Source organism: Enterobacter cloacae complex sp. P27C (assembly GCF_014895705.1).
Taxonomy (GTDB): domain Bacteria; phylum Pseudomonadota; class Gammaproteobacteria; order Enterobacterales; family Enterobacteriaceae; genus Enterobacter; species Enterobacter bugandensis.
The window spans coordinates 89,536-109,239 of sequence record NZ_JADBQB010000010.1 but is presented as its reverse complement, the minus strand read 5'-3'; the positions used below and the strand labels follow the sequence as shown (position 1 = coordinate 109,239).

The 19,704-nt window shown below is 58.4% G+C and carries 14 protein-coding genes; 6 read left to right on the top strand and 8 right to left on the bottom strand.

Features of this window, described 5'->3' with window-relative positions:
- Nucleotides 1-276 precede the first annotated feature (276 nt).
- From argH to argC, 3 genes are all read right to left on the bottom strand, one after another.
- A complete protein-coding gene (gene argH, locus IM291_RS18925; RefSeq protein ID WP_045260261.1) occupies nt 277-1,650 on the bottom strand; it encodes an argininosuccinate lyase in 1,374 nt (457 codons plus the stop codon).
- Nucleotides 1,651-1,725: 75 nt separating this feature from the next.
- On the bottom strand, nt 1,726-2,502 hold the full coding sequence (argB, locus tag IM291_RS18920) for an acetylglutamate kinase (RefSeq protein ID WP_098946274.1): 777 nt from the start codon (nt 2,500-2,502) through the stop codon (nt 1,726-1,728).
- A gap of 6 nt (nt 2,503-2,508) precedes the next feature.
- Nucleotides 2,509-3,513, bottom strand: coding sequence for an N-acetyl-gamma-glutamyl-phosphate reductase (gene argC / locus IM291_RS18915; RefSeq protein ID WP_192987494.1), 1,005 nt, complete (start codon nt 3,511-3,513; stop codon nt 2,509-2,511).
- Between the two features lie 88 nt (nt 3,514-3,601).
- Here argC and argE point away from each other — a divergent pair, with 88 nt between their 5' ends.
- The 4 genes from argE to fsa all read left to right on the top strand — a co-directional run bounded on the left by argE (nt 3,602) and on the right by fsa (nt 9,289).
- On the top strand, nt 3,602-4,753 hold the full coding sequence (gene argE / locus IM291_RS18910; RefSeq protein WP_192987493.1) for an acetylornithine deacetylase: 1,152 nt from the start codon (nt 3,602-3,604) through the stop codon (nt 4,751-4,753).
- A 271-nt stretch (nt 4,754-5,024) separates the two neighbouring features.
- Entirely contained in the window at nt 5,025-7,676 is a 2,652-nt protein-coding gene (gene ppc / locus IM291_RS18905) for a phosphoenolpyruvate carboxylase (protein ID WP_192987491.1), read from the top strand.
- A 57-nt stretch (nt 7,677-7,733) separates the two neighbouring features.
- Entirely contained in the window at nt 7,734-8,498 is a 765-nt protein-coding gene (locus IM291_RS18900) for an AraC family transcriptional regulator (RefSeq protein WP_028014832.1), read from the top strand.
- Between the two features lie 128 nt (nt 8,499-8,626).
- Nucleotides 8,627-9,289, top strand: coding sequence for a fructose-6-phosphate aldolase (gene fsa / locus IM291_RS18895; protein ID WP_028014833.1), 663 nt, complete (start codon nt 8,627-8,629; stop codon nt 9,287-9,289).
- A gap of 112 nt (nt 9,290-9,401) precedes the next feature.
- Here the strand turns inward: fsa and katG are convergent, their stop codons facing one another.
- The 4 genes from katG to metB form a co-directional block, all read right to left on the bottom strand.
- Entirely contained in the window at nt 9,402-11,582 is a 2,181-nt protein-coding gene (gene katG, locus IM291_RS18890) for a catalase/peroxidase HPI (RefSeq protein WP_126300697.1), read from the bottom strand.
- Nucleotides 11,583-11,729: 147 nt separating this feature from the next.
- The gene (metF, locus tag IM291_RS18885) at nt 11,730-12,617 is read right to left on the bottom strand and encodes a methylenetetrahydrofolate reductase (protein WP_041911801.1); all 888 of its coding nucleotides are present in this window, start codon (nt 12,615-12,617) and stop codon (nt 11,730-11,732) included.
- Nucleotides 12,618-12,842: 225 nt separating this feature from the next.
- Nucleotides 12,843-15,275 (bottom strand): bifunctional aspartate kinase/homoserine dehydrogenase II, encoded by a 2,433-nt coding sequence (locus tag IM291_RS18880; RefSeq protein WP_041911800.1) that lies wholly within the window; start codon nt 15,273-15,275, stop codon nt 12,843-12,845.
- 2 nt (nt 15,276-15,277) lie between these two features.
- Nucleotides 15,278-16,438, bottom strand: a complete 1,161-nt coding sequence (gene metB / locus IM291_RS18875) for a cystathionine gamma-synthase (protein WP_021242813.1) — start codon at nt 16,436-16,438, stop codon at nt 15,278-15,280.
- 275 nt (nt 16,439-16,713) lie between these two features.
- On the opposite strand from metB, the gene metJ reads away from it, so the two are divergent.
- A complete protein-coding gene (gene metJ, locus IM291_RS18870; protein WP_003862042.1) occupies nt 16,714-17,031 on the top strand; it encodes a met regulon transcriptional regulator MetJ in 318 nt (105 codons plus the stop codon).
- Nucleotides 17,032-17,079: 48 nt separating this feature from the next.
- Here the strand turns inward: metJ and rpmE are convergent, their stop codons facing one another.
- The gene (gene rpmE / locus IM291_RS18865) at nt 17,080-17,292 is read right to left on the bottom strand and encodes a 50S ribosomal protein L31 (RefSeq protein ID WP_003862040.1); all 213 of its coding nucleotides are present in this window, start codon (nt 17,290-17,292) and stop codon (nt 17,080-17,082) included.
- A gap of 200 nt (nt 17,293-17,492) precedes the next feature.
- Between rpmE and priA the strand changes: the two genes are divergently transcribed.
- Nucleotides 17,493-19,688 (top strand): primosomal protein N', encoded by a 2,196-nt coding sequence (gene priA, locus IM291_RS18860; protein ID WP_045260255.1) that lies wholly within the window; start codon nt 17,493-17,495, stop codon nt 19,686-19,688.
- The last annotated feature ends 16 nt before the right edge of the window (nt 19,689-19,704 follow it).

The window sequence follows — 19,704 nt, the reverse complement described above, 5'->3', positions numbered from 1 at the left end:
CGATAGTTCATGGCGATAGATAGCATAGCAACGAACGATTATCCCTATCAAGCATTCTGTTGAATAATACGCCACATAGACGAGGCGGCACGTGTTTGACCCTTGACGTCCCCGCACCGTCAGCGAGTTTCTCTCAAAACTCGAACAACTAAAGCCAACGTGAACTTTTGCGGACCCCGTGGTCCGCTTTTTTTTTGCGTAAAAAAGCCCAACTCAGGGTTGGGCTGGGGTTTTGCAGGTCGGGTAAGGCGAAGCCGCCACCCGACGTTTCAGGCATCAAATCAGGCGGTTTTTCGCATCCGCAATCGCCTGCGCCACCTGCTTCGGCGACACGCCGCCTTTCGCCGCACGTTTATCCAGGCAGGACTGCAGCGCCAGAATCGGGTACACATCCTCCCCGATCGCCGCGCTGAATTTTTGCAGGTCGGCAAGCGCCAGATCTTCCAGCGGTTTACCCTGACGAATCGCTTCCACTACCGCTTCGCCCACAATATGGTGCGCCTCGCGGAACGGTACGCCCTTCGCGACAAGGTAGTCCGCCAGTTCGGTAGAGTTGGCATAGCCCTGCTGCGCCGCTTCCTGGCAGCGCGGACGTTTCACCTGAATGCCGTCCAGCACCAGCGCGCCCATGTGCAGACAGTCCAGCCAGGTGTCGAGCGCGTCGAACAGCCCTTCCTTGTCTTCCTGCATATCTTTGTTGTACGCCAGCGGCAGCCCTTTCAGGGTCATCATCATACCGGTCAGCGCGCCCTGCACGCGACCGCACTTGCCGCGGATCAGCTCCAGCGCGTCCGGGTTTTTCTTCTGCGGCATCAGCGACGAGCCTGAGGTCACGCGATCGGACAGCTCAACGAAGCCCGCTTCACCGGAGTTAAAGAAGATCAGGTCTTCGGCAAAGCGCGAAAGATGCACCATCCCGATAGAGGCATTGGAGAGCAGCTCCAGCACATGGTCACGGTCAGATACGCTGTCCAGGCTGTTGCGGGTGGCGGAAGCAAAGCCCAGCCATCCTGCCAGCTGCTCGCGGTCGATTTCATACGCCGTACCGGCCAGCGCGCCGCTGCCCAGCGGGCTGACGTCCAGACGCTTCAGGGTATCCTGCAGACGGCTTTCGTCACGCGCCAGCATCTCAACGTAGGCCAGACACCAATGCGCAAAGGTCACCGGCTGCGCGCGCTGCAGGTGGGTATAACCCGGCATCACCGCGTCCTGATTGTTCTGCGCGGTCTCTACCAGCGCACTTTGAAGCTGACGGTTGGCCGCCAGCAGTTCGCCAACGGTCTCTTTACACCACAGCTTCAGGTCGGTGGCGACCTGGTCGTTACGGCTACGGCCGGTGTGCAGCTTTTTACCCAACTGGCCGACTTTGTCGATCAGCTTGCCTTCCACCCAGCTGTGAATATCTTCGGCATCGCTCTGCAGGATTTGCTGCGGATCCAGACGCACCTCTTCCAGCAGGTTGTTCAGCGCCTCTTCCAGCTGCTGCTGTTCGTCTGCGGTCAGTACGCCAACGGTCACCAGCGCTTTGGACCAGGCCACAGAGCCGACAATATCCTGTTCGGCCAGGCGGTAGTCGAAGCGCAAAGAGTCGTTGAACTGTTTGAACCGTTGATCCGCTGCCTGTGTAAAACGCCCACCCCAAAGTGCCATAACATCGTTCCTTTATTCGTTAGTTCCGCCGGGTGCGCTTCGCTTACCCCGGCCTACGGTCATTCAATAAAAAACTTACGCCAGAATACGCGTGCCAATCGGCGTGCCGTTAAACAGCGCCGGGAGCTGCTCCGCGTGACGCCAGGAGGCGATATCCACCGGGCGGCCCAGCGTGCGCGCCGCATCCAGCGCGGCGTTCACTTTGACGATCATGCCGTCGGTAATAATGCCCTGAGCGATCAGCTGCTCGGCTTTGGCGGCGGTCATTTCCGCTATGCGCTGGCCTTTACCGTCAAGAATGCCGCTCACGTCGGAGAGCAGGATCAGGTCCGCGCCCAGCGTGGCCGCCAGCGCGGTTGCCGCCTGGTCCGCGTTAACGTTCATCAGCTCGCCCTCTTCGGTCACGCCGATAGAGCTCACCACCGGCAGGAAACCGCCTTCCAGCAGCGTGTTAATCAGCTTAGGCGAACCTGGCTGCGCCAGTCCAACATGGCCGAGCTCTTCGTCGAGCTGGGTCACTTTTACGCTGTCACCGTCGCCCAGGTAGAGGCCAACGGACGCAATATGGTGTTTCTTCGCCCATGCCAGCAGCGTTTTGTTCGCCGTGCCCGCCAGCGCGCCGGTAATGATGTCAATCTGGTCAGCAGGCGTGACGCGCAGGCCATTTTTCTTTTTCACCGGCAGATTCAGCCCTTTCATCAGCTCATCCACCACGCAGCCGCCACCGTGCACAATCACCAGCGGACGCTGGTGCGATTCGCGATAGTTCACCAGCGCGGTAAACAGGCGCTCCAGCGCTTCTTCGCTGTCCAGCAGTACACCACCGAGTTTGATAATTAATGGGTTCATCATCACACCTTAAATAAGAGCCTGCGTTTCAGGGAAGCCGAAACGAATATTTGCACACTGCATTGCCTGTGCGGCAGCGCCTTTGAGTAAGTTATCTTCTGCGGCGACCACAATCAGATGCTCGCCCTGTACGGCAAAGCCGATATCGCAGAACGGCAGGCCAACCACGTTTTTGAGCGCCGGCACGCCTTTGTCGTACAGACGCACCAGCGGTTTATCCGCATACGCCTGCGTGAAGGCCTCGCTCACCTGCTCTTTCGTCACGCCCGGCTTCAGGCGACAGGTGATGGTTTCGAGGATCCCGCGCGGGAAGCTGCCCAGGTGCGGGGTAAAAATCACCTCCGCGCCCAGATGGGTGGTAATTTCAGGATGATGGCGGTGATTAAACACGCCATACGGCTGAAGGCTCACTTCGCAGAAGCTGTTGGAGATAGCGGCCTTGCGCCCCGCACCGCTCACGCCGCTGGTGGCGTTGATCACCGGCCACTGGCTCAGATCCAGCAGACCGGCGTCGATCAGCGGCTTCAGGGAGAGCTGCGCCGCCGTCGGGTAGCAGCCCGGAACGGCAATCAGGTCCGCTTCTTTCAGTTTATCCGCACTCCACTCCGCCAGGCCGTACACCGCTTTTTCAAGCAGATCCGGATGCTGATGAGTGAAGCCGTAATATTTTTCGTAGAACGCGCCGTCGTTAACGCGGAACGCGCCGGAGAGGTCAAACACCACGCAGCCGGCCGCCAGGAACTGCGGCGCAAGGTCGTGGCTGACCTCGTGCGCGGTGGCTAAAAACACCACGTCGACGCCGTCGGTAAACTCGCTGATGTCAGACATCGGCTGCAGCGGCAGATCGACAATGCCCTTAAGCTGCGGATGCAAATCGGAAATTAACTTTCCTGCATCATTGCTTTGCGCTGACACGGTCAAAGCGGTTATGGTCATATGAGGGTGGCGATTTACGTAGCTTACAAGCTCTGCGCCCGCATAACCGCTAGCGCCTACAATCAGCGTATTCAACATCGGGTTCCTTTATGCTCAACGTTAATGTATTTTTATTCACATTTATTGCATGAATATTGATACTATCACGACCTAAGGTGTGTCAACAATGAAAATGAACTTACCGCCATTTATCGAGATCTACCGCGCCCTGATTGCCACACCGTCCATCAGTGCGACCGAAGAAGCGCTGGATCAGAGCAATGAGTCTTTAATCAATCTGCTGGCGGGTTGGTTTAGCGATCTTGGGTTTAACGTTGAGGTTCAGCCCGTCCCCGGAACACGCCACAAATTTAACCTGCTCGCCAGCACCGGAACCGGCGCGGGCGGCCTGCTGCTGGCCGGCCATACCGACACCGTACCGTTTGACGACGGCCGCTGGACGCGCGATCCGTTCACCCTGACCGAGCATGACAACAAGCTCTACGGTCTGGGCACCGCCGACATGAAAGGCTTCTTCGCCTTTATCCTCGACGCGCTGCGTGACGTGGACGTGACGAAGCTGAAAAAACCGCTCTACATTCTGGCAACCGCCGATGAAGAGACCAGCATGGCGGGCGCACGTTATTTCTCTGAAAACACGTCGATTCGTCCGGACTGCGCGATCATCGGTGAACCGACTTCTCTGCAGCCGATTCGTGCGCACAAAGGCCATATTTCTACCGCGGTGCGCGTGCTGGGCCAGTCCGGTCACTCCAGCGATCCGGCGCGCGGCGTGAACGCCATTGAGCTGATGCACGACGCCATTGGCCGCATTATGACCCTGCGCGACGATTTGAAAGAGCGGTATCACTACGAGGCATTCACCGTGCCGTATCCGACGCTGAACCTCGGTAGCCTGCACGGCGGCGATGCGTCCAACCGCATCTGCGCCTGCTGCGAACTGCATATGGATATCCGTCCGCTGCCGGGCATGACGCTGAGCGATCTGGATGGCCTGCTGAATGAAGCGCTGGCCCCGGTGAGCGAGCGCTGGCCGGGACGCCTGACAGTCTCCGAACTGCATCCGCCAATCCCGGGCTACGAATGCCCGCCAGACCATCAGCTGGTTCAGATGGTGGAAAAACTGCTCGGCGAGAAAACCGACGTGGTGAACTACTGCACCGAAGCGCCGTTTATTCAAACGCTTTGCCCGACGCTGGTCCTCGGCCCTGGCTCCATTAACCAGGCCCACCAGCCGGATGAATATCTGGAAACCCGCTTCATCAAGCCCACCCGCGAGCTGATTACCCAGGTTGTGCATCACTTCTGCTGGCATTAAAACCGCACCGAAAAGTACCCTCTCCCTGTGGGAGAGGGTTCGGGTGAGGGCAACAAATCGCATGATCACCGTCACATTTCCATAAGCATCTCTTATCTGACGCAATGCGAATTAAATTTCGTAAATTGCCCGCATTTATTCGTTTGCTGAACCGTTTTCGCAGCAATTGACGACGGGGGTTTTACGTGGCTTTATAAAGGGAGATGACAAAATAATGTCCAGAAGATTTTCGCCTGGGCATAAACAAAAATGATGGGGTGACTGGGTTTTTATGAACGAACAATATTCCGCGTTGCGTAGTAATGTCAGCATGCTCGGCAAAGTGCTTGGAGATACCATCAAAGACGCGCTGGGGGAGAACATCCTCGACCGCGTTGAAACCATCCGCAAGCTGTCCAAATCTTCCCGTGCCGGTAACGAGGCCAGTCGTCAGGAGCTGCTCAACACCTTGCAGAACCTCTCTAACGATGAGCTGCTGCCCGTTGCCCGCGCCTTCAGCCAGTTCCTGAACCTGGCAAACACCGCTGAGCAATACCACAGCATTTCGCCAAACGGCGAAGCGGCCAGCAACCCGGAAGTCATTGCCCGCACCCTTCGTAAACTGAAAGACCAGCCAGACCTCAACGAAGCCACCATCAAAAAAGCGGTGGAGTCCCTTTCGCTGGAGCTGGTGCTGACCGCACACCCAACCGAAATCACCCGTCGTACGCTGATCCACAAGATGGTGGAAGTAAACAGCTGCCTGAAGCAGCTGGATAACAAAGACATTGCCGACTACGAGCGCAACCAGTTGATGCGCCGTCTGCGCCAGCTGATTGCCCAGTCCTGGCATACCGATGAAATTCGTAAGCATCGCCCAAGCCCGGTCGACGAAGCCAAATGGGGCTTTGCGGTGGTGGAAAACAGCCTGTGGGAAGGGGTACCGAACTACCTGCGCGAGCTGAACGAACAGCTGGAAGAAAACCTGGGCTATCGTCTGCCGGTAGACTTTGTGCCGGTGCGCTTCACCTCCTGGATGGGCGGTGACCGCGACGGCAACCCGAACGTGACCGCGGAAATCACCCGTCACGTCCTGTTGCTGAGCCGCTGGAAAGCGACCGACCTGTTCCTGAAGGATATTCAGGTGCTGATCTCCGAGCTGTCCATGGTTGAAGCGACGCCGGAACTGCGCGCGCTGGCCGGTGAAGAAGGTGCCAGCGAGCCGTACCGTTTCCTGATGAAAAAGCTGCGCGGTCAGCTGATGGCCACCCAGGCGTGGCTGGAAGCGCGCCTTAAAGGCCAGCGCCTGCCGAAGCCGGAAGGTCTGCTGAGCCAGAACGAACAGCTTTGGGAGCCGCTGTACGCCTGCTATAAATCACTCCAGGCCTGCGGGATGGGCATCATCGCCAACGGCGAACTGCTCGATACCCTGCGCCGCGTGAAGTGTTTCGGCGTACCGCTGGTGCGTATCGACGTGCGTCAGGAAAGTACCCGTCATACCGAAGCGCTGGGCGAGCTGACCCGCTATCTCGGCATTGGCGACTATGAAAGCTGGTCCGAAGCCGACAAGCAGGCGTTCCTGATCCGCGAATTGAACTCCAAGCGCCCTCTGCTGCCACGCAACTGGGAGCCAAGCAACGACACCCGCGAGGTGCTCAACACCTGTAAAGCGATCGTCGATGCGCCGAAAGGATCGGTGGCCGCCTATGTGATCTCCATGGCGAAAACCCCGTCCGACGTGCTGGGCGTTCATCTTCTGCTGAAAGAAGCGGGCATCGACTACGCCCTGCCAGTCGCCCCGCTGTTTGAGACCCTCGACGACCTGAACAACGCCAACGACGTCATGACCCAGCTGCTTAACATCGACTGGTATCGCGGCTTTATTCAGGGCAAGCAGATGGTAATGATTGGCTATTCCGACTCCGCGAAAGATGCGGGCGTGATGGCGGCGTCCTGGGCGCAGTATCAGGCTCAGGATGCGCTGATCAAAACCTGCGAGAAAGCCGGTATTGAGCTGACCCTGTTCCACGGTCGCGGCGGCTCCATTGGTCGCGGTGGCGCGCCTGCTCACGCGGCGCTGCTCTCTCAACCGCCGGGAAGCCTGAAAGGCGGCCTGCGCGTGACCGAGCAGGGCGAGATGATCCGCTTCAAGTATGGCCTGCCGGAAGTGACCATCAGCAGCCTGTCGCTCTATACCAGCGCGATCCTGGAAGCGAACCTGCTGCCACCGCCGGAGCCAAAAGAATCCTGGTGCCGCATCATGGACGAGCTGTCAGACATCTCCTGCGATCTGTACCGCGGCTACGTGCGTGAAAACAAAGACTTCGTGCCTTACTTCCGTTCAGCAACGCCTGAGCAGGAGCTGGGTAAACTGCCGCTGGGCTCGCGTCCTGCAAAGCGTCGCCCGACCGGTGGCGTTGAATCCCTGCGCGCCATTCCATGGATCTTCGCCTGGACGCAGAACCGCCTGATGCTACCCGCCTGGCTGGGTGCCGGTGCCGCGCTGCAAAAAGTGGTGGAAGACGGCAAACAGAACGAACTGGAAACCATGTGCCGCGACTGGCCCTTCTTCTCTACCCGTCTTGGCATGCTGGAGATGGTCTTCTCGAAGGCCGACCTGTGGCTGGCGGAATACTACGACCAGCGGCTGGTGAAACCAGAGCTGTGGGCGTTGGGTAAAGAACTGCGCGAACTGCTGGAAGGCGACATCAAAGTGGTGCTGGACATCGCCAACGACTCGCACCTGATGGCGGACCTGCCGTGGATCGCCGAGTCAATCCAGTTGCGTAACATCTACACCGACCCGCTGAACGTTTTACAGGCTGAACTGCTGCACCGTTCCCGTCTGGCGGAAGAGGAAGGTAAAGAGCCGGATCCTCGCGTTGAACAGGCACTGATGGTGACGATTGCGGGCGTTGCGGCGGGTATGCGTAACACTGGGTAATGCTTTATGCCGGGCAGGCGTTTTTAGCGCCGCCCGGCACGTTTCGGTAGTCTTCTCATGTATTCCGATATCACCCAAATTTTGACTGACCTGGTGAACCGCACGTTACCGCTGGGCCAGATTCATTTCTCAGCGCTGGCTGAACAGCATCCCCGAACATCTCCCTGCCTCGTCATTACCCTTGCTACCCCCTGTGAGGCGATATTTTCATCCTTTGGACACATCACGCTTCCACCGCCTAACGCCCTGAGCATACATTTCGGTAAGCAGCAGCTGACTTTCGATTTACAGCGTGACAACGCGTTTTTGCAGCAGCTACAGGTTCCCCGGCGTGGCCCGCGAACGGGTGCTTTTCTTCTGCAAGCGCTCACCGAATTACAGATGCAGCCAGACGAGCAAGACACAGCCATGCTGGTGGTATTAAGCTTGCTCAGCCACTGCCGGGATCTGCTTGGCAGTGACATCCACACCGCTAACCGCAGCCGGGCACTATTCGAAGCCGTTCGTAACTATATCGAAGAAAATTACGCCTCTTCGTTAACACGCGAATCCGTGGCACAGGCGTTCTACATCTCGCCGAATTACCTTTCCCATCTCTTTCAGAAGATCGGCCACATGGGGTTCAACGAGTATCTGACACAAACGCGGCTGGAACATGCCCGCCAGTTGCTGAAAGGCTACGATCTCAAAATTAAAGATATTGCCGCACGCTGCGGATTTCCTGACAGCAACTACTTTTGTCGCCTCTTTCGCAAGCACACCGAGCGTTCCCCTTCCGAATATCGTCGCCAGTATCACAGCCAGCTTATCGCCAAAAAATAGCATTGTGATCGCTATCGCACTTCGCTAAGGACATTACATTTGTCCAGTATTTGGCAAAATTGACCTGTATCCGCCGCACTCAGCCGGGCCTTATCCTTTATTCAACCTTTCTGACTTAAGGAAAAATAATGGAACTGTATCTGGATACCGCCAACGTGGCGGAAGTTGAGCGCCTGGCGCGCATTTTTCCCATCGCGGGCGTCACCACAAATCCGAGCATCATTGCCGCCAGCCGTGAATCCATCTGGGACGTGCTGCCGCGGCTGCAACAAGCCATCGGGCCGGAGGGCACGCTGTTTGCTCAAACCATGAGCCGCGACGCCGAAGGCATGGTGGCGGAGGCCAAACGCCTGAGTAACGCCATCCCGGGTATTGTGGTGAAAATTCCGGTCACCGCGCAGGGGCTTATCGCCATTAAAGAGCTGAAAAGAGAGGGTATTACCACGCTGGGCACCGCCGTTTACAGCGCCGCTCAGGGTTTACTGGCCGCGCTGGCAGGCGCGAAATACGTTGCGCCGTACGTCAACCGCGTCGACGCACAAGGCGGCGACGGTATTCGCATGGTACAGGAGCTGCAGTCCCTGCTGGAACTGCATGCGCCGGAAAGCATGGTGCTGGCTGCCAGCTTTAAAACACCGCGTCAGGCGCTTGACTGCCTGCTGGCCGGATGCGAGGCAATCACGATCCCCTTAGACGTAGCGCAACAAATGCTCGGTACCCCAGCGGTAGAGTCGGCCATAGAAAAGTTCGAGCAGGACTGGAAAAACGCGTTTGGTAACCTCAATCTCTAATGGAGAAGAGGTTCGCAAAAAGAACTCGAACGCCTGAAAAAGCGGGTGGCAGCTACGCCTTACCCCGCCTGGATGACTGGCAAAAAAATCCCCGCCGTGGCGGGGATTGCTTTTACTTCACGTCAAACCGATCCAAATCCATCACCTTCGCCCATGCGGCAACGAAGTCACGGACAAACTTCTCGTGTGCGTCGCTGCTGGCATACACTTCGGCCAGCGCGCGCAGGACGGCGTTCGAACCGAAGACCAGGTCGGCGCGGGTCGCGGTGTATTTCACTTCACCGCTGGCGCGATCGCTACCGGCAAACAGCTCGTTTGAATCGTCGGTCGCTTTCCACTGGGTATTCATATCCAGCAGGTTCACGAAGAAGTCGTTGCTCAGCACGCCCTCGCGGCTGGTGAATACGCCATTCTTGCTGCCATCAAAGTTCGTGCCCAGCACACGCAGGCCACCGATCAGCACCGTCAGCTCAGGTGCGGTCAGGGTCAGCTGCTGGGCCTTATCAATCAGCAATGATTCCGTCGTGGACACATCCACCTGCGCACGGTAATTGCGGAAGCCGTCGGCAATCGGTTCGAGCAGGTTAAACATCTCGATATCCGTCTGATCCTGACGTGCATCCACACGGCCCGGCGTGAACGGCACGTTGACGTAAACGCCCGCGGCTTTCGCCGCCTGCTCAACGCCCACAACGCCCGCCAGCACGATGATATCCGCCAGCGAGGCTTTATTGGTGGTGCGCTGAATTGCTTCCAGAGCCGGTAACGCACGTACCGCCGCGGCGTTCACATCCCAGTCGCGCTGAGGCGCCAGCGCCAGACGCGCGCCGTTGGCGCCGCCGCGCTTGTCGCCACCGCGGAAGGTCGATGCAGACGCCCATGCCACTGAAACCAGCTCGCTCACGGAGAGGCCAGAGGCCGCGATTTCCGCTTTCAGGCTTTCAATGTCTTCCTGCGTCGGATGGAACACCGGCTGAGGCAGCGGATCCTGCCAAATCAGATCTTCTTTCGGCACTTCCGGGCCGATGTACCGCGCTTTTGGCCCCATATCACGGTGGGTCAGTTTGAACCACGCGCGCGCGAAGGCTTCGTTAAAGGCCTGCGGATCGTTCAGGAAGCGACGGGAAATTTTCTCGAATTCCGGGTCAAAGCGCAGCGTCAGGTCGGTGACCAGCATGGTTGGCTTGCGTTTTTTCGACGGGTCGAACGGGTCAGGCATGATCTCTGGCGCATCCACGGCTTCAAACTGAATCGCGCCTGCCGGGCTGCGGGTCTGCACCCATTCGTACTTGAACAGGTTCTCAAAGAAGTAGTTACTCCACTGGGTCGGAGTTTGCGACCAGATGACTTCCAGCCCGGAGGTGATGGCGTCAGCGCCAATACCGGTGCCGTGCGTGCTGGCCCAGCCTAAGCCCTGCGCTTCAATCGGCGAGGCTTCCGGATCGGTACCTACGTGCGTGGCTTCACCCGCGCCGTGGGTTTTACCGAGCGTATGGCCGCCGGCAATCAGCGCGACGGTCTCTTCGTCATTCATACCCATGTTGCCAAAGGTGGCGCGGATTGCCGCCGCAGCAGACAGCGGTTCACCGCTGGCGTTTGGCCCTTCAGGGTTCACGTAAATCAGCCCCATTTCGGTGGCCGCCAGCGGGCGCTTCGCCAGTGCTTCCGGGTCACGGTGGGTCAGCCAGGCTTTTTCATCACCCCAGTTCACGTCCAGATCCGGTTCCCAGACGTCTTCACGACCGGCGCCAAAACCAAAGGTGCGGAAGCCGGAGTTCTCCAGCGCCACGTTACCCGCGAGAATAAACAGGTCGGCCCAGGAGATTTTTTGTCCGTATTTTTGCTTGATTGGCCACAGCAGGCGGCGCGCTTTATCCAGGCTGACGTTATCAGGCCAGGAGTTCAGCGGCGCAAAGCGCTGTTGGCCGCGTCCGGCGCCGCCGCGTCCGTCAACGGAGCGGTAAGTACCTGCCCCGTGCCAGGCCATGCGAATAAACAGGCCCGCGTAGCTGCCCCAGTCGGCTGGCCACCACGGTTGAGAGTCGGTTAAGAGTGCTTTGAGATCGCCTTTGAGGGCAGAGTAATCAAGCTTGCTGAATTCTTTGCGGTAGTCGAAGTCTTCACCCAGCGGGTTCGAACGATTGGAATGTTGGTTAAGAAGATCGATACGGAGTTGTTTTGGCCACCAGTCGCGGCTGCCCGTACCTGCGCCCGCGCTGTGATCGACGCCGCCGTGATGGAACGGGCATTTGCCGGCTGATGCTGCGTTATTGCTCTCGTCTGACGTGCTCATCGCTATGCTCCCTTTTACAGTGTTACCGTTACGATATACACCACTAGCAATAAGATATAGTTGAATTAATCCACAGATTCGATAGTTAATACCTTTTAACTATTTGTTTGATTAAAAAGCCCTCACTTTATGAGGGCTTTTTGCTGATTACGCCGGACGAACGCCCAGCGTATGACAAATGGCGTAGCTCATCTCCGCGCGGTTAAGCGTGTAGAAGTGGAAGTCTTTCACCCCTTCGCGGCTTAAGATCTTCACCATGTCCATCGCGATATTGGCCCCCACCAGCTTGCGGGTTTCCGCGTCATCGTCCAGCCCTTCGTACATTTTGGACATCCACAGCGGAATGCGAACGTTGGTCATATCGGCGAACTTCTTCGCCTGTTTGAAGTTAGAGACTGGCAGAATGCCCGGGATAATTTCGACGTCGATACCTGCCGAGACGCAGCGGTCGCGGAAGCGCAGATAGCTTTCCACGTCAAAGAAGAACTGGGTGATGGCGCGGTTGGCACCGGCCTCCACCTTACGCTTCAGGTTAAGCAAATCCGCCTGGGCGCTTTTCGCTTCCGGGTGGACTTCAGGGTAGGCGGCCACGGAAATATCAAAATCAGCAACGTCTTTCAGCAGCGCGACCAGATCGGTAGCGTACATGTCCGGCTTGCCGCTTCCCGGCGGCAGATCGCCACGCAGGGCAACGATATGGCGAATCCCGTTGTTCCAGTAGTCCTGGGCAATGGCGCGCAGCTCATCGCGGGTGGCGTCAATACAGGTCAGATGCGGCGCTGCTTCCAGACCGGTTCTGTCCTTAATGCCTTTAATAATGCTGTGCGTGCGGTCGCGCTCGCCGGAGTTGGCGCCGTAGGTCACGGAGACAAACTTCGGCTTAAGGCTGCTCAGGCGATCGATAGAGCTCCACAGGGTTTGCTCCATTTCACTGGTGCGCGGCGGGAAAAATTCAAAAGAGACGTTAATCTGGCCATTTACTTCGGCCAGGCTCTGATTCAGTGCTTCCCGCTGGTTGGCGTGAAAAAAGCTCATACCTTACCTCTATCTTTCGCGTGTCAATGTCTGTTGTGTTGTGAACTTCTATACGTTTAGACGTCCAGATGTAAAAATGACGGAAAAGCGGCGTGACGTCAACAGAAATAATCACAATAACGGTGAGGTTTGCTCAGGGAAGATGAAGGGAGTTCATGATGAGGGTGAGCGCGGTCTGATGCCCTCACCCTAACCCTCTCCCACAGGGAGAGGGAAATTCACTTTTTACAGCAGCTTAGCCAGACGGTTAATATCGGACTGGATAGCCCCAGCGGTGACATCGCGCCCCGCGCCCGGGCCGCGGATCACCAGCGGGTTATCGCGGTACCAGCGGCTTTCAATGGCGAAGACGTTATCGCACGGCAGCAGGGCCGCCAGCGGATGGTCAGGACGCACCGCCTCGACACCCACACGCGCCTTACCGTTCGCCTCGAAACGCGCCACGTAGCGCAGCACCAGCCCCATCTCGTTTGCCGCTTCCAGACGCTGCACCATCTGGTCATTCAGCTCGTCGCCGTTTTCGAAGAAGTGATCAACAGAACCTTCTTCGCAGCCCGCAGGCACCAGCGACTCGACGCGTACGGAATCCGGCTCGATGTCATAACCGGCTTCACGCGCCAGGATCACCAGCTTGCGCATCACGTCTTTACCGGAGAGGTCAACGCGCGGATCGGGCTCGGTTAAGCCCTGCTGCCACGCCTGATCCACCAGGTCGGTGAACGGTACGGTGCCGTCAAACTGCAGGAACAGCCAGGAGAGCGTGCCGGAGAAGATCCCGCTCAGCGCCAGAATGCTGTCGCCGCTTTCAATCAGGTCACGCACGGTATGGTTAACCGGCAGGCCCGCGCCAACGGTGGCATTATAGAGCCAGTGGCGGCCGGTTTTTTCAAACGCGTCGTGGATCTGACGGTATTTATCGGTGCTGCTCGCCCCCGCCAGCTTGTTGGCGCTGATGACGTGGAAACCGTGGCTGGCGAAATCCAGATACTGATCGGCAAGCTGTTCGCTGGCGGTGACGTCCAGCACCACCAGATCGTCATACGGGTGCGCGCGCATCCACAGGAACAGCGACTCTTCATCCTGCTCAACCGCTTCATCGTTAAAGAAGGCAAGCGCCCGGCTGGCGTCCAGCCCTTCATAGTTCAGCAGGCTGCGGCGGCTATCCACCACGCCCGCAAGAATAAATTCAAACCCGGTACGCGCCGAAAGCGTGACCTGTTCGCGGGCGAACAGCTCCAGCCAGCGGGAACCGATGTTACCCTTACCAAACAGCACCAGGCCGATGCGTTTTTCCGCGCGGAACAGCGAGGTGTGCAGACCCTGAATCAGGCTTTCGGTTGGACCTTTACGCAGCACGGCGACCAGGCTGATGCCCTCTTCCGACTGCCAGGTGAACTCCACCGGTTGGCCCTTCAGTTGCTGCCAGAAACGGTGGCAGTGCAGCGGGTTACGGGTGACGCCCGCGCCGACCATCGCCACCAGCGCCAGCCCCTGACGCAGGCGAAGCTCGCCCGGCAGGCCCGCTTCGTCGAGAATTTTCAGCGCGCTGTCCGCCACTTCGGCGGTATAGCAGAACTGCAGCAGCTGACGATCGTTATGCACGCCAACGGCCAGCGGACGCACCTGGGCGCGTTTCAGGATCGTGTCGATATCTTTATGCGCCAGCCTGAAGTCCTGACCCGCAGGCACCTGGAACTCAATCAGGCAGATGTCGTCGTGGCTGGTGACGATGCGCGCGCCCGTGCCGGACGCCAGCACGCGCTCAATGCGGGTAGACCCCTGATCCGGCGTATAGCTACAGCGCAGCTGCAGGTCAATATCGCTGCCGGAAACCGGCTGCAGCGTGCGCGCGTGCAGCACCGGGGCCGCCAGACGCGCCAGCTCGCTCGCTTCGTCGAGACGCAGCAGCGGAAGCAGGCAGGCATCTTTCACTTTACGCGGGTCCGCGCTGTAGACACCGGCCACGTCGCTCCAGATGGTAACGCGGGACACGCCCGCCAGGGCACCGATCTGCGTTGCCGAGTAGTCCGAGCCGTTACGGCCCAGCAGCACGGTTTCACCGGCGTTGCTGCGGCTGATAAAGCCGGTGACGACAATACGTTTGCCCGGATGCTGCACCAGCAGCTGCTGCAGCAGCGGGTAGGACAGGCCTTCATCCACCTGTGGCTGGGCGGCGCGTTCGGCGCGCAGGAAATCACGCGCGTCGAGCCAGGCGGCGTCCACGCCCAGGTGTTGCAGCACGGCGGCCATCAGGCGCGCGGACCACACTTCACCGTGCCCCACCACTTCGGCATACACCGCGTCGGTAATCCCGCTGTCCAGCAGAGCAGCCAGACGCTCAAGGTCATGCGTGAAGGCGCTGATCAGCCCGTCCGCCACGTCCGCAGGCAGCAGGCCGGCAATCAGCTCGCTCTGGTAACGACGTAAGGACTGTTGCACCTGATGCGCAGAAAGGCGATCGGTCTGGCTCAGTTTCAGCCAGCTAATCAACTGGTTGGTGGTGCTGCCCGCCGCCGAGACAACCATCATGTCACCCGGCTGTGAATATTCGGTCATGATCCCTGCGACGCGCAGATAACATTTCACATCAGCAAGACTACTACCACCAAACTTGTGCAGCTGACGACCCTTCGCCCCTGCCTGCGCTATCACACTCATGATTACCCCTTGGCTGCGACCCGGAAGCCATTTTCCAGATCGGCAATTAAATCTTCAGAATCTTCAATACCGGTCGAGATACGCAGCAGCGTCTCGGAAATCCCGGCGGCGGCACGTGCTTCCGGTGCCATACCTGCGTGCGTCATGGTCGCGGCGTGGGAGATCAAGCTTTCAACCCCACCTAAGGATTCCGCCAGCGTAAACAATGACAGCCCGCTCAGGAAGCGACGCAGCGTTTGCTCGTCACCGTCCAGTTCAAAACTTAACATCGCGCCAAATCCCTTCTGCTGGCGCGCGGCAATCTCATGCCCCTGGTTTTCCGGCAGCGACGGGTGATAAAGCTTCTTCACCAGCGGCTGGGTTTTCAGGAAATCGACAATCGCCTGGGCATTACGCTGCGCCACGTCCATGCGCGGCGACAGCGTGCGGATGCCGCGCAACAGCAGGTAGCTGTCGAACGCGCCCGCGGTGACGCCGATATTATTAGCCCACCATGCCAGTTCCGTGACAACGTCGGGATCTTTTGCAATCACCACGCCTGCCACCACGTCAGAATGGCCGTTCAGATATTTAGTGCATGAATGCAATACCAGATCCGCACCCAGTGCTAACGGGTTCTGAAGGGCCGGACTGAGGAAGGTATTATCCACTACACTTATCGCTCCCGCATCCCTTGCGAGCTGACAAATTTTCGCAATGTCGACAACGCGCAACAATGGGTTGCTTGGACTTTCCACCAGAACCAGCTTCGGCTTCTCTGCCAGCGCCTGTTTCAGCGCCTGTTCGTCGTTTTGATCGACAAACAGCACGCGGTAGCAGCCGCGCTTTGCCAGGCTATCAAACAGACGATAACTACCGCCGTAACAGTCGTGCGGCGCAACCAGCAGATCGCCAGGCTTCAGGAACACCGTGGTCACCAGGTGAATGGCAGACATACCGGTATTGGTTAATACCGCACCCGCGCCGCCTTCCAGTTCCGCCAGCGCGCGCTGGGTTACATCACGCGTAGGGTTGCCGCGACGCGAGTAGTCATGCGCGCGCGGTTCATTAAATCCGGTGAAATTGTAGGTGCTGGAAAGATGAATGGGCGGGACAACGCAGCCGTACTGCTCGTCATCATTTAATCCGCTACGCACTGCGATCGTGGCCTGTTTACGCGTCATGGTGAGGGCTTCCTGGCGAATGAGGTGAAAAGTCAGTCACCAGAGTAAACATTGAAAGTATGGACGTCAATACATCTGGACATCTAAACTTCTTTGCGTATAGATTGAGCAATGCGCAAATAGCCGTTAAAATTATATGCTTTAGTGCACGCTGCAGCGGCAATATCCGTGCCACGGTATCGTCTCTACGGTAAACTACGCAAGATTACGGTTCAAAACGGGCAGTGACCGGTTTGCACCTTTAGATTAATGACTGAGAGGATTAAAGGTATCTCATGGCTGAATGGAGCGGCGAATATATCAGCCCATACGCTGAGCACGGTAAGAAGAGTGAGCAAGTAAAGAAAATTACGGTTTCCATTCCTCTGAAGGTGTTGAAGATCCTCACCGATGAACGTACGCGTCGTCAGGTGAACAACCTGCGTCACGCAACCAACAGCGAACTGCTGTGCGAAGCGTTCCTGCATGCGTTTACCGGCCAACCGTTGCCGAACGATGACGATCTGCGCAAAGAGCGTAGCGACGAAATCCCGGAAGAGGCGAAGGTGATCATGCGTGAACTGGGTATTGACCCGGAGACGTGGGAATACTGAGAAGCGGATACAAAAAAGGCACCTTGCGGTGCCTTTTTTTCGGGAAACTTATTTAGCGCCCGGGATGCTGAAACGCTTGTTGAAGCGGTCAACACGGCCACCGGTTGCAACATCACGCTGCTTACCAGTGTAGAACGGGTGGCATTTGCCGCACACGTCCAGGTTCAGATCGTGACCCACGGTAGAGCGGATCTGGATAGAGTTACCGCAAGAGCAGTTTGCAGTAATCATTTCGTATTTCGGGTGAATATCTTTTTTCATGGGAGAACCTCAGTTAAGGCCGCGTCGCTCTTCCAGCCCTAACGCCAGACACCACGCGATGTTGAATGTAAGTTCTTTGGCGTAAAGTACACCAAAGGCGGCGAATCATACAGAATTTAACCAACGTATGCAAACTGATCCGCACGCCGCTTTTACTAATGTGTATACTAACGCGCCACTTTTCAAGTCAGGAAGATTCGATGCCCGTCGCTCACGTTGCCCTGCCCGTTCCGCTTCCCCGCACCTTTGACTACCTGCTGCCCGACAGCATGAGCGCCAAAGCGGGCTGTCGCGTGACCGTGCCGTTTGGCAAACAGCAGCGCGTGGGGATCGTCGTCTCCGTCAGCGATAAAAGCGAATTGCCCCTCAATGAACTGAAATCGGTGGTTGAGGTGCTGGACAGCGAACCTGTTTACTCCACCAGCACCTGGCGACTGCTGCTGTGGGCGGCAGATTATTATCATCACCCGATTGGCGACGTCCTGTTCCACGCCCTGCCGATCCTGCTGCGCCAGGGCAAGAGCGCCAGCCACGCCCCGATGTGGTACTGGTTTGCCACCGAACAGGGGCAGGCCGTGGACATCAACAGCCTGAAGCGTTCGCAGAAACAGCAGCAGGCGCTGGCGGCGCTGCGCCAGGGAAAAATCTGGCGGCACCAGGTCGACGAGCTTGAGGTCAGCGAAACGGCGCTACAGGCATTAAGAAAGAAAGGGTTGAGCGAGCTGGCCAGCGAAGCGCCCGCCCTTCACGACTGGCGCGACGGCTTCTCCGTCTCGGGCGATCGCCTGCGCCTGAATACCGAGCAGGCTACCGCGGTAGGCGCCATTCATAGCGCCTCGGACCACTTTTCCGCCTGGCTGCTGGCGGGCGTGACGGGCTCCGGCAAGACCGAAGTTTATCTGAGCGTGCTGGAAAACGTGCTCGCGCAGGGCAAACAGGCGCTGGTGATGGTGCCGGAAATCGGCCTGACGCCGCAGACCATTGCCCGCTTCCGCGAGCGCTTTAACGCGCCCGTTGAGGTGCTGCACTCCGGGCTGAACGACAGCGAGCGCCTCAGCGCCTGGCTGAAAGCGAAAAACGGCGAAGCGGCGATTGTGATCGGCACCCGCTCGTCGCTGTTTACGCCGTTTAAAAACCTCGGTGTCATCGTGATCGACGAAGAGCACGACAGCTCCTATAAACAGCAGGAAGGCTGGCGCTATCACGCCCGCGATCTGGCGGTCTACCGTGCGCACAGCGAGCAAATCCCTATTATTCTCGGATCCGCCACGCCTGCGCTCGAAACGCTGCACAACGTGCGCCAGCGTAAATACCACATGCTGCGCCTGACGCGCCGCGCGGGGAATGCCCGCCCGGCCATTCAGCACGTGCTGGATCTCAAAGGCCAGCAGGTGCAGGCCGGCTTAGCGCCCGCCTTGATTTCCCGCATGCGCCAGCATTTGCAGGCGGGGAACCAGGTCATTCTGTTCCTCAACCGTCGCGGATTTGCCCCCGCCCTGCTGTGCCACGACTGCGGCTGGATTGCCGAGTGCCCGCGCTGCGACCACTACTACACCTTCCATCAGGCCCAGCGACATTTGCGCTGCCACCACTGCGACAGCCAGCGTCCGGTTCCTCGCCAGTGCCCGTCATGTGGTTCCACGCATATCGTGCCGGTGGGGCTGGGAACGGAACAGCTGGAACAGGCGCTTGGCCCTTTCTTCCCGGACGTGCCTATTTCCCGAATCGACCGGGACACCACCAGCCGCAAGGGGGCGCTGGAGCAGCAGCTGGCGGAAGTGCATCGCGGCGGCGCGCGCATCCTGATTGGCACCCAGATGCTGGCCAAAGGACACCACTTCCCGGACGTGACGCTGGTCGCCCTGCTCGACGTCGACGGCGCGCTGTTCTCGGCAGATTTCCGCTCCGCCGAGCGCTTCGCCCAGCTTTATACCCAGGTTGCCGGGCGTGCCGGACGCGCGGGTAAACAGGGAGAGGTAATACTGCAAACGCATCACCCTGAGCACCCGCTGCTACAGACTCTGCTGCACAAAGGCTATGACGCCTTTGCCGAGCAGGCGCTGGCCGAACGCCAGACCATGCAGCTGCCGCCGTGGACCAGCCACGTCATCATCCGCGCGGAGGATCATAACAACCAGCAGGCGCCGCTTTTCCTGCAACAGCTGAGGAATCTCCTGCAGGCCAGCCCGCTGGTGGATAACCAGCTGTGGATCCTGGGCCCGGTGCCGGCGCTGGCGCCAAAACGCGGTGGACGTTTCCGCTGGCAGATTTTACTTCAGCACCCCTCGCGTATTCGCCTGCAGCACATCGTCAGCGGCACGCTGGCGCTCATCAATACCCTGCCGGAAGCGCGTAAAGTGAAGTGGGTACTGGACGTCGATCCCATCGAAGGCTGAAGACGGATCGAAAAAT